This window comes from Embleya sp. NPDC025285, assembly GCF_055558835.1.
In genome coordinates this window covers 1-13,928 of the sequence record NZ_JBVHLU010000012.1, presented here as the reverse complement: position 1 = coordinate 13,928, position 13,928 = coordinate 1, and the positions used below count along the sequence as shown (strand labels likewise).

The window sequence follows — 13,928 nt, the reverse complement described above, 5'->3', positions numbered from 1 at the left end:
GGCGCCGGACGACCAGTCAGCGCCGGCCGGCATCCGATTCGATGTACGCGCGCAAATGGTCGAGAGCCCGCTCCAGCACGTCCCCGGTGGCCAGGCCGGAATCGGTGTCGCCGGTGAGGGCGTCCACGGGCAGTGCTTCCCGGCCGTGCGACCCGCCGAAGTCGCCCGGGTCATGGGTCTGGGCCAGTTCGCCATCGAGATCCGGCGGGTCGTCCGCGTCCTTGACGCTCGCGGTGACGATGCTGTCGACGTCACTGGGGCCGCCCCGAACGACGACGGTGCCGCGATACGGCGTATCGCGCACGGCCCAGCCGATCCGGGTCGCGGGCCCGTCCGGCTCCAGCACGATCGAGGCCCGCACGGCAGTCGTACCCTCTCCGACGGTGACCTCCCAGGACCCTTCGGCCACCGAATGGACCTCCGTCACCGGCGGGAAGTATCGGAGCAATCGCGCCGGGTCGACGAGCGTGAGATAGACCCGATCGCCGGACGCCGCAATGTGGACGGAACGTGTGTGAACAGCCATGCCCTACGGCTGTCCACCGATCACCAACCCATGCGCGATCGCGCGCGGCGTCACCCACGACCGAGCAACGACGGCGCTCACGCCAACCCGGATGAGTTGCAACATCGGCGAATTCCCCGACCCTCTCCCGCCGCCCTCGATGTGGAGTGCCACCCGGCTGCGGCCGGGGAGCGCCGGGCGACCCTAAGGGCCTGGTCCGGTGTGATTGCCATGCCCCTGCGAGGGCATCGGCTTCGGGGTGCCTTCGGGAACGACGTCACATGAAGCCGGCACCGGGCGGTTGGCATCGGAGAAAGGGAAACGCCGTGATCGACACCTCGCATGCCCGTACCCAAGGACGGGTCCGGTCGCGTTCGCGGAAAGACGTCGAAGGACGGGTCGCGCTGGTCACGGGTGGCTCGCGCGGTCTGGGTCTACTGATCGCACGCGAGTTGGCCCGGCTGGGAGCACGGGTGACGATCTGTGCCCGGGACGAGGAGGAACTCGCCCGCGCCGCGATGCTCATCCGCCGCGACACCGGTCGCCCGGTTTCCTGGGAGTGCTGCGACCTCGGCGATCCGGACGACATCGACGCGCTCGTCGCGGAGGTGACGAAGCGGCACGGGTCGGTGGAGATCCTCGTCAACAACGCCGGGATCATCACGGTGGGACCTCTCGAATCCCTGGACGTCGACGCGTTCCGCCGGGCGGTCGAGGTCATGTTCATGGCTCCGGTGCGCCTGACCCTGGCGGTGCTGCCGGGCATGCGCGAGCGCGGCGAGGGCAGGGTGATCAACGTGACCTCGATCGGCGGCCGGATCGCTCCGCCGCACCTGCTGCCCTACGCGTGCGCGAAGTTCGCCGCGACCGGGTTCTCCGAAGGGCTGCGCGCCGAGCTCGCGGGTTCGGGAGTGAGCGTGACCACGGCGGTGCCCGGACTCATGCGTACCGGCTCCCATCGGGCCGCGCGCTTCACGGGGCGCCGTTCGCTTGAGTACGCCTGGTTCGCCGCCGCCGCGTCGCTGCCTCTGGTGTCCATGGACGCGGAGCGAGCGGCCCGGTTGATCGTGCGCGCCGGGATTCGGCGCAAGCCGGAGCTCGTGCTCACGGCGGTGGCCAAGGTTGCCGTCCGGGCTCATGGACTCGCCCCCGCGACCATGACCCGCGCGCTCTCGCTCACCGCCCGGTTGTTGCCCTCGCCCGGCTCCCGCGCGAATTCCCGAGAAGCGTCGGGCGCGAGCGAGCATGCGAAGGGAACCCCGTGGACGGACCGCGTATCGACACTGGGCGAACGAGCGGCCCGTCGCTGGAACGAACCCGGCACCCCCTGACCCGACAACGAGGCGGCATCGCTCGCTCGCGATCCAGATAGTCGCCGCCCCGGCGAGTGAAAGCGAGTTGGCGTCGGTCGCGGGCCGCGTCACGGTGAACCCGACGGAGCACACGACTTGGTCGAGGTCGGGCGATCACGGGCAGGCAACCTTAGGTCGCCTCGCCGTACCGGGCGGAAGCCGAGAGCGCCGCGTTGACGGCGTGCCGATCGGGTTCAAGCCGGCCGGCGAACGCGGCCGCGGTCTGCGCGTGTTCTCGGTGCGTCGCCGCCGCCCGGACATCACGGGGCAACCTATCTTTTGGCGGCTGGGAATGATCGATTTCGGTCACCGACCCGGTAGCGTGCGGCACGGACGTCCCGATCGAGGAAGATGCGATCGGGGCGCCCACTCTCCCTTGCCGACACAGCTCGCCCGCGCCGGATTACCCCGCATTCGGCCGCACGTGGCGTCGGCCTCGTCCGGGTTCCGTGCCCGTTCCGATGTCCATCGCATGTCGAGCGCGACGAGCGGATCCCGACGCCCGGTGAGTATGTGGCCCGTCGTCGGCGGGAGTCGGCGAGGGCGATCCCAAGTTTGGTCACCCCGTTGCGTCTGTTCTCGAGGCGCGGTCAGGGGGCGGGTGGTTGGGCCAGGACGACGAAGGGCGGTCCGCACAAGCCGGGCAGGGACAACAGCCGGAGGACGAATGGGCTGACGCAGACAAGGGACAGTGTTCCCGCCCGGGCGAGGACTCGTTCGCGAGCGCGCACCAGCAGCGCGATGCCGCAGGCCCCGATGAAGGTGACCGCATTCAGGTCGATGAACAGTCGCGTGCCTCGGACCCGGGTGAGGCGGTCCAGATGGAATCCGATGTCGGGGGCAGAGAGGATATCGATCTCGCCCCGCAACGCGACCACGACCGCGTCTCCGTGTGCGCGAGTGGAATACAAGGGACGGGCGCCCGCGATGGACATGCCAACCCTTTCGGGGTCGATGTGCGAGGACATCGACAGGGTTCGGGTCGACACGCCGACGATAGGCGCACCGAACACGTTCCCCACTGTTTGTGGCGATTCCCCTCGCGCGATCGGCGGATGGACGAGACTGGTCCGCCCGTACGGCGGGAATCGCCCACAGCGCCTCGCCCCGTCGTGGGGTGGGTGCTTGCCGGGTTCGGAAGGCGATGACCTTCGGTGCGGGCCGCGCGCGAGCCTTTCGCGGATTCATCACCGTGCAGGCGCGGCCGGGTGCGTGCCCGGCCGCGCTGCGGGAACCCGGTCCCGGGCGCGAACTACGCCGCGGTCACCGGTCGGTAGCTGCACACGTGCACGCCTGTGTCGCTGACCGTGGTCGAGACCAGTTCGAGCGTGCGTAGTGTGCCGTCGGTCGGGTAGATCGTCTTTCCGCCGCCGAGGAGCACCGGCATGATCATGAGTCGCAGTTCGTCGACCAGTCCTTCGGTCAGGAGGGTGCGGGCGAGCGAGAGGCTGCCCATCACCACCAGGTCCCGACCCGGGGTGTCCCGCAACTTCCCGATCCGGTCGAGTGCCTGTTCGCCGGGTATGCGGGTGGTGTTGTTCCATGTCAGGTCGTCGTCGCCCAGGGTGCCGGAGACGACGTACTTGGCGACCGAGTTCATGTGGTCGGCGAAGGGGTCGCCGGCCCGCCCGGGCCACGCCGCGGCCATGACCTGCCACGTGCGGCGTCCGAACAGCAGCGCGTCGGTGTCGGCGGCCCACTCGGCGAGGGCGCCGCCCATCACCCGCGGATCGAAGAACGGGTGTGTCCAGCCACCGTGGGCGAACCCGCCCTCGGTGTCCTCGTCCGGATGGCCCGGAGCCTGCATGACGCCGTCCAAGCTGACGAATTCACCCATCACAATGCGCATCGAACTGTCTCGTTTCCTCGTTGGTTGGGCGGGTGACCCTCGGATTTTCTCCCCGTGGCTCGCACCTTCGTCGATCCGCCGATGCGACAGGGAATAATGCGATTCCCTGTCACAGAGCCGGCGCGACGTGTCGGTGTGCCCGGCGATCCGGCCGGGCGAGACGAAACCGGAGGAACACCATGCGCTACCTGATGACGTCCAAGGCCTCGGAGAACGCGAAGGCCCCCGACGCGAAGCTGTTCGCCGAGATGGGCGCCTTCATCGACGAGCTCAGCGCCGCGGGCGTGCTGTTGGCCACCGGCGGGCTCGAGCCGGGCGGCGTCCGGCTGGTTTCCGAGGGCGGCGACATCACCGTCACGGACGGTCCCTTCGCCGAGTCCAAGGAGGCGGTCGTCGGCTTCGCCCTGGTCGAGGTCCGCTCCAAGGAGGAGGCGGTCGAACTGGGCCGCCGGTTCCGCAGGATCGTCGGTGACGGCGAGAGCGTGATCCAGCAGGTCTTCGGTCCGTGACGGACGTCCACCGCACGGTCGACGCGATCTGGAAGATGGAGTCGGCCCGGATCGTCGCCGCGCTCACCCGCATGGTGCGCGACGTTGGCGTGGCCGAGGAACTGGCGCAGGACGCGCTGGTCGCGGCGCTGGAGCAGTGGCCGCAGTCGGGAGTCCCGGACAATCCGGGTGCCTGGCTCACCACTGTCGCCAAGCGCCGCGCCGTCGACCACATCCGCCGCGACCGGCGGTTCGCGGAACACGGCGAGACGCTCGCGCACGACCTGGCCGAGCGGCGGCGGATGGACGACGGTGTCGGCGGCCCCGCATACGACCTCGGGGCCGCCGAGCCGGCGTCCGAGCAGGACGACGTGCTGCGGCTGATGTTCGTCTCCTGCCACCCCGTCCTGCCGACCGAGGCGCGCGTCGCCCTGACCCTGCGGCTGCTCGGTGGACTCACCGCCTCCGAGATCGCCCGCGCGTTCCTCTCCGTCGAACCGCTGATCGCCCGCCGCATCGCGACGGCCAAGCGCACGCTCGCCGAGGAGCGGGTGCCGTTCGAACTCCCGGACGGCGCCGAATTGTCCGAACGCCTGCCCTCCGTCCTGGAGGTCGTCTACCTGATCTTCAACGAGGGCTACTCGGCGACCTCCGGCGACGACCTGATCCGGCCCGGCCTGTGCCTGGAGGCGCTCCGGTTGGGGCGCCTGCTCGCCGAGTCGGTGCCCGACGAGGCGGAAGTGCACGGCCTGGTGGCGCTGATGGAGATCCAGGCATCCCGTACGGCGGCGCGCACCGGCCCCGCCGGCGAACCCGTCCCGCTGGACACGCAGAACCGGGGACGCTGGGACCGGCTGCTCATCCGCCGCGGCTTCGCGGCGATGTTGCGGGCCCGCACGGTCGGTACGCCCGGCCGGCCCGGCCCCTACGTGTTGCAGGCCGCGATCGCCGTCTGCCACGCCCAGGCGCGCACCGCCGAGGAGACCGACTGGGTGCGGATCGCCGGACTGTACGCCGCCCTCGCCCGACTCCTGCCCACTGCCGTGGTGCGGCTCAACCAGGCGGTCGCGGTGGGGATGGCGGACGGCCCCGCGGCCGGCCTCGCCCTCGTCGACACGCTCACCTCGGACCCCGCACTCCGCGCCTACCACCTGCTCCCCGGGGTGCGCGGCGACCTGCTGCTGCGCCTGGGGCGCGGCGAGGAGGCCCGCCGCGAGTTCGAGCGCGCGGCGCTGCTGACCAAGAACGCCGCGGAACGCGCCTACCTGACGCGTCGTGCCGAGGCGATCCCGATCGGGGACGCGTCCACGCGGACGTTCGGCGAGGCCATCGACGCGTTTCTGGCCCAGGACCGGCTCGCGCCGGCGACGGCCCGCTCCTACGGACAGACGTTGTGGCGCCTGCGGCTGTCTCTGGGCGTCGGGTTGCCGCTCGCGTCGCTGACGGCCGAGCAGATCGCCGACGCCTTCCGCGTGTCGTGGGGTGGCGTGGCGGCGGCCACCTGGAACCGACACCGGTCCGCCGTACGGGCGTTCGGGGCGTGGACGCACACCCCGGGCCTCGACGCGGCCATCCCCCAGCGGACGCCCGAACACCGCCCCGCGCCGACGCCCGCCCCGGTCAGGCCCGGAACGGCGTGGCCGGGGGACGCGGAAGCCCCGTTGCGGGAACGCACGTTGTGGACGCTGCTGCGTGAGTCGGGCGCCACCGTCACCGCCGTGCTGGCACTCAACGTCCAGGACCTCGACCTGCCGGAGCGACGAGCCCGCCGCGCGGACCGGCAGGCGGACCAGCGGCCGAATCGGCGTGGCGCGTGGATCACCTGGCGGTCGGGGACCGCCGCGCTCCTGCCCGAACTCCTGGCCGGCCGCACCCGCGGCCCGGTGTTCCTCGCCGACCGACGCCCGGGCCCGGCGCGGGCGGGCATCCTGGGCGCGGAGGACGTCTGCCCGCAGACCGGCCGGGGACGACTGTCCTACGAGCGCGCCGAGTTCCTGTGCAAGTCGGCAACCGGCCACTCGCTGCGCCGACTGCGGGACTGGGGCAAGGACGGCGACGAGTCCTGAGGCGAGGCTCCGCGTACCACGCCGGTTGGAGAATCCACGCTGACGTACGGCCTCGGTCCATCGCGTGACGGGAGATAGGTCAACCCACTACGGGACGCGCCGCCCCGAGCCTGACGCGTAGTTTCTCGTATCGACCGCACGATTCGTGACTGCACAGGGGGAACACCTTGCGAAGCATGAAGATGGGGTTGGCGGTGGCTCTTGCCGCTGGAACCCTCGCCACCGGAATGTCGACCGCCGGTGCGGCCGAGCCCTCCACGAGTGCGACGACGGGATCGTCTGGTCTGGCCCGCGCTGTCCGCCGTTCACCGCCGCCTTGTCCCCGGACTTCTTCGCGGCGCCGCGGCGAAAGTTCGCTGACGCGGCGGCGCGGCCGTCGACGTGTTCCAGGGCAACGGCATGATCGACTCCACGGAACTCGCCTCGGTGCACGGGAACTTCATCAATGACGTGTGGGCGAACCGCACTTCAGGCGATCGAGCGGATCGAGGGCACTACGGACCGGCCACTTCAACCGGGCTTCGGACATCAGGTCAGGTCGGCGACGACGAGGCGGTAGCCGACGTCGATGCTGTCGTGGGAGAGCAGGTCGGCGTAACGGGTGTGCCAGCGACCGGTGTTCAGGTCGTCGGCGAGTCGGGCCAGGCCCGGGGCGAGGGCGTGCTCGCCGGTCTGGGCGAGCATGGAGATGCCCGCGCGTACGCGGGGGTCGAGGTAGGCGTGCGGCCGGCGCCAGTATGCGGCGCCGAATCCGTCGGTGCAGTCGTGGGGTATCGGGACCGGTTCCCGGCGGGCTCCGCCGAGCAACTCGGTCAATCGGTCCAGGTCCATCGCCCGCGCGTCGTCGAACTCGGCGGCCTGGGGCAGGTAGTCGCGCACGAGCCAGAAACTTTCGCGGAAGATCTTCTGATCCCAGGTCATGATGACGATGCGGCGGCGGGCGACGCGGCGCAGTTCGGCGATCCCCGCCGCCGGGTCGGTCCAGTGGTGGACGGTGAGCAGGGCCATGGCCGCGTCGACGGCCCGATCGGGCAGAGGCAGGTGTTCGGCGACCGCTTGCACCGCGGGCGCGGATCCGGGCGGCCGCTGGGTGATCATGACGCGGCTGGGCTCTATCGCCAGGACCGTGTGCGGCGGTTCGTAGGAGCCGGTTCCGGCCCCCACGTTGACCACGTCCGCCGCGTCCGCGAGTGCCGCGACGATTTGTGCCGCGATCCGCGGATCCGGCCGGCGAGTCCGCGTGTACGAGATCCCGATCGTGTCGTAGACGTCCATGCGGTCCAGTATGCGAGCGCCGCCGGCGGGCAGGGGCCGAGTGTCTCCGACGTCACGCGGGCCCAGGGGAAAACACGCCCAGCGAGTCCGCGGGCGGCGGTGCCGAGGGGCGGGTGGGGAGATCGGCGTCTTCGGCGGCAAGTTTCGCCACGTCACGGCAGCGCAGGAATGTCACGTCACCTCGGGAGAGCGCGTGTTCGATCAGCTTGCGCAGTGCCATCGCGCGCGACGGACGCCCGGTGAGGAAGGGATGGTTCGTCAGGTTGAACAGACTTCCGTAGTGGGCCATCGCGTCGATCTCGTCGGTCCACATCTGCAGGACCTTGCGGGGGGATTCGATGACGGATCCCACGTGTGGGGCCGGGAGGAAGGCGTACTGCTCCCAGTCGTCGAGCGACCAGTGCACGGGTAGTTCGGTGACGACGCCCCTTGCCGTGGGGATGCGGTAGGGGCGGTCGTCGCCCATCAGCGACGAGTCGTACAGGAGCCCGTGGTCGGCGACCAGTTCGGTGGTCTCGTAGGTCGCCTCCCAGTTCGCCGCCCGGTGGCCGCTGATCTCGATGCCCTGCGCCGCGAAGACCTCCATGCCGCGCTCGAAGTCGGCGCGTTCCTCACCCGGCGCCAGGCTCGTCGGCGGGCGGTGGCTGTAGGAGTGGTGGGCGACCTCGTGACCGCGGTCGACGATCCGGGCGGCCAGGCCCGGGCGGCGTTCGGCGACCCAACCGGGGATGAAGAACGTCGCCGGCACACCCGTCTCGTCGAGCAGGTCGAGGATGCGCGGTACGCCCACGTCGGGTCCGTATGCCTGGTGCGACATGGTGGACGCGTGCGCGGCGTAATGGCGTCCGTGCGCCAGGATCGGTGCCTCGGCGTCCACATCGAAGGTGAGGGTGGCCACAGCCCCGGCACCGTTTCGCCACTTGTCGCTCATGTGTACCTCGGCTGGTCGTGTTGATGTCGTGTCGTTGTCGCGCGAGTTGCGTCGCGGTGTGCGGTCGCCGCGTTCGCGCCTCGACGGGTCCCGCGGCGGCGCGGGAATCGTACCCGCGCCACCGCATCGCAGGTGCTGTCGGGAAGGAGATCGCCAGGAGATCACACGGCGTCGCGCTTCTCTCGCCATAGGCGCGCGTTCTCCAGAGTGGCCATCGGCTGCACCATCGTGTGGTCGAAGCGGTCCAGCGCTTCGCCCTTGGTGACGCGGTACGGCAGGTCCGGGTTGGCCAGCGCACTGCGGCCGATGGACAGGACGTCCGCGTGTCCCTCGGTGAGCAGTCGTCCGGCCTGGTCGAGCTTGTGCATGCCGCCGTTGGCGATCACCGGGAGGCCGGTCACGCGGCGGGCCAACGCGGTGATCGTCTCCCCGCCCTCCAGCTTCGCGGTCTCCAGCCAGTCGCGTCCCTCACTGGCCACGTGCAGGTACGACGCTCCCGCCTCGGCCACCGCCCGGAAGATGGTCTCCGCTTCCGCGGGGCCCGACCAGCGGTGTGTGAAGTCGTTGACCTTGGTTTGCGACAGGCGTACGCCGACCACGAAGTCCGGTCCCAGCGCCACCCGAATGCGATTGAGCACCGTGGCGGTCAGGCGGACGCGGTTGTGCGCGTCGCCGCCGAACCGGTCGGTCCGCTCGTTGGTGTAGTCGGTGAGGAACTGGTCCAGGAGGTAGCCGTTGGCCGCGTGTACCTCGACGCCCTGGAACCCCGCCCTGCGGGCGTTGACCGCCGACGCGACGAAGCCTTCGACGGCCTCCTCGATGTCGTCGGGTGTCATCGCGCGGGGGACGTCCCACGGTCCCGAGCCGCCGTACTCGGGCATCTTCTCCCCGCGGGGCCGGACGGCGGAGGGCCCCAGGGTCTCGGTGCGGTAGTGGTTGCCTTGGGACAGTGCCCCGGCGTGCATCAGTTGCAGGACGATCGGTGTCCCGGCGGCCTTGACCCGGTCGACGATCGACGTCCAGGCGGATACGTGCCGCCCGGCGACGATGCCCGGCTGGCGGGCGTAACCCTGGCTGAACGTGGTGTCCGTGTAGGTGCCCTCGGTGATCACCAGTCCGAAGCCGCCCTTGGCAAACTCGGCGTAGTAGTCGGCCATTTCCGGGGTCGGGACGCCGTCCTCGGTGGCGGATACCCGGGTCATCGGCGCGACCGCGAAGCGGTTGGTCAGGCGTAGCCCGGCGAACGAGAGGGGCTCGGTGGCCGGATGGCCCGCGACAGGGGTGGTTGCGGCAGGCGTGGTCGTAGCAGGCGTGGTCATCGCAAGTTCCGTTCTAGAGTCGGGTGTCGGCCGGGTCGGCGGGTGTTTCGCCGAACGGGTCGGTGATGCCGGGGGAGTGGTCGATCAATTGCAGTTCGAGCGCGGTGGGTGTCCCGTCGTTGATGTCGACGAGGTCCTGTGGGCAGGCGGAGACCGCGACGACGCAGTCGATGAGAGCTTCGAAGGTGATGCTGTCGCCGGCGCCGGTGGAGGCGCTGACCCAGTCGAGTCCGCCGCCCACGCGCACCGGGATGTCCATGAAGACGTTGACCGGCTGTGGGATGTGGGACACCGGGCGGCCGATCTCGGCCATGGCGGTGCGCAGGTTGTCCGCGCAGGACGCGTGATCGGGTGCCCCGAGTGCCGCGTATCGCGCGGCGTCGCACGCCGCGATGAGCATGTCGTGGCGTCCGGGGGAGGTGTCCGCGGCGAGACGCAGGATCGGGCGGCGATGGTTGGTGACGAAGTGCTCGCCGACGTCGGGGAAGAGTTTGCTCAGGTGCGCGCGGGTGTGCGACGCGCTCAGATGTTCGCCGGAGTCGTCGTCGGTGAACGCGAATACGTCTCCGACCTGGCGGCCTTCGACGTCGACCACCCGCAGCCGCTGTCCGGCGGCGACGCGTAGTGCGCGCCCCTCGCGGGCCGGCACCTCGATCCGGTGTACCCGGAAGGTGAGTTCCATGTCGCCTACTCAAACACGCACGGTGCGCGCACGACAGGGGAGGATTCGACACTGGATGGGGCCATACGGTGTCGGATCATCCCCCCCTCTGGAGAGGACCCCTCCGAGGGTGCTCACGGCCCCGTCATCGCGTCCGCCTGCAGCGCGAGAAAGAGGTCCACCCGGCCGTCGATGAGGAGCGGGTCGCGACCGGTCAACTCACGGATTCGGGCCAGTCGTTTGCGCAGCGTGTTGACGTGGATGAACAGAGCCTCCGCGGTCGCGGAGAACTGCGCACCGCGATCCAGGAACGTGCGCAGCGTGATCTCCAACTGGGTATTGCGGGAGGCGTCCTGCTCGCGCAACGGGCCGAGTAGCGTGTCGGCCATGCGGCGCAGAACGGCGGGGTCGATCTGGCCCAACAACGCGGAGTACGAGGGCAGTTCGGCGAACGTCGCGACGCTCGGCCCGGAAGCCTGTCGGGCCAGGATGCGACAGGCCTCGCGTGCCTCCACCAGCGGGGTACGCAAGGGCGCGCCGGGCGTGGTGACGCCGCTGTAGCCGAGGACGACGCGGCGATCGGGGACGCGTCCGCCCAGTCGCGCGACGAGGCCGGCGAGCCAGGCGCCGAGATCCTCCTCGTCGTCCCGCCAGGTGAACAGGCAGATGATGTCGCGGCCCCCCGGCGCGATGACTGCCGGGAGGCCGGCGGCCGCGAATGCCACCTGTGCGGCCTCGGCGAGTTCGTCGAGGACGGCATGGTCGCCGTGCGCGGGGGCGATGGCACACATCGCGGTCGGCCCGCCCGTGTCGAGGCCGAACCCCTCGAGTCGGTGCGCGAGTTCCCGGGAGGCGCCGAGGCCCGACATGATCATGTCGACGAGTTCGGCGGCGAACCGCGACTCGATGGCCCGTTCGGCGCGCCGCCGGGCGGTCTCCAGGCTCAGGAAGTGCGCGCACTGCTGGAGGGCCGTCTGCTCGAACTCGCCGATCGCCGACGGCGGGCCCGGGCACACGAGTGCGGCGTCGGGTTCGCCGAAGGCGCCGACCAGGAACAGGGTCACGGTCCGGTCGTTCCCGATGTTCACCTCCAGCGGGGGCGGACGTCGGGACAGAGCCGCGGCGACGGCGGTCGCCTCGTCGTCGCCCAAGTGCATGCCGGCCTCGGCGAGACGCCGTCCCGAGCGCTCGACCACCGCCAGCGGCAGATCCACCTCCCGGCGCAGGACGTGCAGCGCCCCCTCGGTGCCCGCTCCCCGGGAGATGGCCTCGGCCAGCGCGTCGCCTCTGCGTACGGACGCCTCCAGGCTGTCGTGCCGCCGGCGCGCGTAGGCGGCGGCCGCGGCGTGGGAGAGCGCGGTGAAAGGCACCTCGACCGCCAGTTCGAGCAGCGGCAGGTCTGCCTCGCGGCACGCGGCGACCAGGTCGGACGGTGTCCGGCGAACCGACCTGCGCAGTCCGAACACCACCCCGGCGGCGTGCGACCGACGCACGTTCGCGACGAAGTCCGCGGCCTCGGCGTGCTCGGCCCACAGGCCGTTGGTCATCACCAATTCGCTGTGGCCGACGTATGGCGAGGGGTCGGGCAGCTCGGTGTTGTGCACCCAGGCCACGTCCGCGTCCAGTGCCCCCGGCGCGCCGGCCACGAGGACCGTCAGCCGCAACTCTTCCGACTCGGCCAGCGAACGCAACGTGAACATGGTGTGGATTCAACCATCGATCGACCCCGAAAAGGCACTTTCTCTCCACTCTCCGGCAGTGGCGCTCCGGTGGTTCCGTGAAGTCACTCACAGCCGACGTATGTCGCCGACCCCCGGAGGAAGTCATGTCGCCCAACGCACCACACGAGACAGACGGGACCCCGACGAAGGCGGTCTTCGACCCGCACGGGATCGATCCGATTCCGGCGTCGGGTCGCGATTCGACCGCGTGGGAGCAGTTCTGGATCTGGGCCGGCGCCAACATCGCGCCGATCAACTGGGTGCTCGGGGCTCTGGGGGTGACGCTGGGCCTGAGCCTGGTCGAGACGCTGCTCGTGGTCGTGGTGGCCAACATCGTCGGGTGCGCGGTCTTCGGCGTGTTCAACCTGATGGGACACCGCACCGGCGTCAACCAGATGGTGCTCGGCCGCTCCGCGTTCGGCCGTCGCGGCGCGATCCTGCCCGGCGTGATGCAGGGACTGCTCGCGATGGGCTGGGTGGGCGTGAACACCTGGGTGGTGCTGGACCTCGCCATCGCGATGCTGGACGAACTCGGCATCACCGGCGGGGCCGGTCTGCAATACCTGGTGGCCGCCGTCATCATGGCCGTGCAACTGGGGCTGGCCCTGTTCGGGTTCTACGCGATCCGCACCTTCGAGAAGTGGACCGTGCCCCTGACGGTGGTGGTCATGGCCGTCATGACGGTGGTCGCGCTGACCCAGGTCGACCTGGACTGGACCGGATCGACGGCCACGTCCCCCGGTGCCAAGTTCACCGCCGTGACCCAGTTGGTCACCGCGATCGGCGTCGGCTGGGCGGTCAGCTGGCTCCCGTACTCGGGCGACTACAGCCGCTTCGTCAGACCCGGTACGTCCGGTCGCAAGGTCGTGTGGGCCACGGCGCTGGGGATGTACGTGCCCACGGTGTGGCTGGCCGCGCTGGGCGCCTGTCTGGCGAGTTCCGGTGAAAGTGGTGACCCGTCGCAACTGGTGATCGGCGCCTTCGGAGGATTGGCGCTGCCGGTGCTGTTGCTCGTCATGCACGGCCCGATCGCCACCAACATCCTCAACCTGTACTCGTGTTCGCTGGCCGCACTGTCGGTGGGTCTGCGAGCGGCCCGATGGAAGATCACCCTGGCGTCCGGTGCCGTGGCCACGCTGGTGCTGCTGGTCTTCCTGCGCTCCGACAGTTTCGCGCACGCCTTCGACAACTGGATGACATCGATCCTGGTGTGGATCAGCCCCTGGGCAGGCGTGGTCGTCGTCGACTTCTTCGTGGTGCGCCGCGGCCGGCCGGACGTCGTCTCGCTGTACGAGACCGGGCCCGCCTCGCGTTACCCCGCGTTCAACCGGCCCGGTCTGATCAGCCTGGGACTCGGCGTCGTCGCGGCGTGGAGTTGCCAGTACGGTCTGGTTCCGGTCATGCGCGGGCCCGTCGCCCGGGCGCTCGGCGACATCGACCTGTCCTGGCTCGCCGGACTCGGCGTGGCCGGCGGGTTCTACTATCTGCTCTCGCGCGCGGCGGCGGGGCGAAAGGTCGAAGAGTCCACCGCTCCCGCTCGGATGGACCCGGCTCCGAGCGCGGGGGAACCCGTCGGGGACGGTGGGCCGGCCACGGGCTCGGCCGCGTCCGCCACGCCGGCGGATGGGAGCACGGACACGCCGAACGTGGCGACCGTCCGGTGATCGACCGTCCCGGGGGGGGGGGGGGGGGGGGGGGGGGGGGGGACGGGGGGGGGGGGGAAGGGGGGGGAAAAAACCACACAAAGACCACAAAAAACAA

At 70.5% G+C, this 13,928-nt stretch carries 12 protein-coding genes; 4 read left to right on the top strand and 8 right to left on the bottom strand.

Annotated features, from left to right (window positions below; genetic code table 11):
* Window positions 1–16 precede the first annotated feature (16 nt).
* Window positions 17–427, bottom strand: coding sequence for a hypothetical protein (locus ACZ4FV_RS10250; protein ID WP_402236404.1), 411 nt, complete (start codon window positions 425–427; stop codon window positions 17–19).
* 404 nt (window positions 428–831) lie between these two features.
* Here ACZ4FV_RS10250 and ACZ4FV_RS10245 point away from each other — a divergent pair, with 404 nt between their 5' ends.
* The gene (locus ACZ4FV_RS10245; RefSeq protein WP_465322385.1) at window positions 832–1,836 is read left to right on the top strand and encodes an SDR family NAD(P)-dependent oxidoreductase; all 1,005 of its coding nucleotides are present in this window, start codon (window positions 832–834) and stop codon (window positions 1,834–1,836) included.
* A 611-nt stretch (window positions 1,837–2,447) separates the two neighbouring features.
* On the opposite strand, the gene ACZ4FV_RS10240 is transcribed toward ACZ4FV_RS10245, so the two are convergent.
* Entirely contained in the window at window positions 2,448–2,792 is a 345-nt protein-coding gene (locus tag ACZ4FV_RS10240) for an STAS domain-containing protein (protein ID WP_465322384.1), read from the bottom strand.
* A 317-nt stretch (window positions 2,793–3,109) separates the two neighbouring features.
* Window positions 3,110–3,706 (bottom strand): dihydrofolate reductase family protein, encoded by a 597-nt coding sequence (locus ACZ4FV_RS10235; RefSeq protein WP_395861334.1) that lies wholly within the window; start codon window positions 3,704–3,706, stop codon window positions 3,110–3,112.
* Between the two features lie 179 nt (window positions 3,707–3,885).
* On the opposite strand from ACZ4FV_RS10235, the gene ACZ4FV_RS10230 reads away from it, so the two are divergent.
* Both ACZ4FV_RS10230 and ACZ4FV_RS10225 read left to right on the top strand, forming a co-directional pair.
* Window positions 3,886–4,215 (top strand): YciI family protein, encoded by a 330-nt coding sequence (locus ACZ4FV_RS10230; protein ID WP_465322382.1) that lies wholly within the window; start codon window positions 3,886–3,888, stop codon window positions 4,213–4,215.
* On the top strand, window positions 4,212–6,260 hold the full coding sequence (locus ACZ4FV_RS10225) for a DUF6596 domain-containing protein (protein WP_465322381.1): 2,049 nt from the start codon (window positions 4,212–4,214) through the stop codon (window positions 6,258–6,260). The genes ACZ4FV_RS10230 and ACZ4FV_RS10225 overlap by 4 nt, the downstream gene beginning before the upstream one ends.
* A gap of 528 nt (window positions 6,261–6,788) precedes the next feature.
* On the opposite strand, the gene ACZ4FV_RS10220 is transcribed toward ACZ4FV_RS10225, so the two are convergent.
* The 5 genes from ACZ4FV_RS10220 to ACZ4FV_RS10200 form a co-directional block, all read right to left on the bottom strand.
* A complete protein-coding gene (locus ACZ4FV_RS10220; protein WP_395861340.1) occupies window positions 6,789–7,535 on the bottom strand; it encodes a class I SAM-dependent methyltransferase in 747 nt (248 codons plus the stop codon).
* 52 nt (window positions 7,536–7,587) lie between these two features.
* Window positions 7,588–8,466 carry a polysaccharide deacetylase family protein gene (locus ACZ4FV_RS10215; protein ID WP_465322379.1) on the bottom strand — a complete coding sequence of 293 codons (879 nt, stop codon included), beginning with the start codon at window positions 8,464–8,466 and terminating at the stop codon, window positions 7,588–7,590.
* 161 nt (window positions 8,467–8,627) lie between these two features.
* Entirely contained in the window at window positions 8,628–9,785 is a 1,158-nt protein-coding gene (locus ACZ4FV_RS10210) for an oxidoreductase (protein WP_465322378.1), read from the bottom strand.
* A gap of 13 nt (window positions 9,786–9,798) precedes the next feature.
* Window positions 9,799–10,467 (bottom strand): DUF1989 domain-containing protein, encoded by a 669-nt coding sequence (locus ACZ4FV_RS10205; RefSeq protein ID WP_395861345.1) that lies wholly within the window; start codon window positions 10,465–10,467, stop codon window positions 9,799–9,801.
* Window positions 10,468–10,580: 113 nt separating this feature from the next.
* Window positions 10,581–12,146: a PucR family transcriptional regulator gene (locus ACZ4FV_RS10200; protein ID WP_465322377.1), complete on the bottom strand. Its 1,566-nt coding sequence runs from the start codon at window positions 12,144–12,146 to the stop codon at window positions 10,581–10,583.
* A gap of 125 nt (window positions 12,147–12,271) precedes the next feature.
* Here ACZ4FV_RS10200 and ACZ4FV_RS10195 point away from each other — a divergent pair, with 125 nt between their 5' ends.
* Window positions 12,272–13,831: a purine-cytosine permease family protein gene (locus ACZ4FV_RS10195; RefSeq protein ID WP_465322376.1), complete on the top strand. Its 1,560-nt coding sequence runs from the start codon at window positions 12,272–12,274 to the stop codon at window positions 13,829–13,831.
* The last annotated feature ends 97 nt before the right edge of the window (window positions 13,832–13,928 follow it).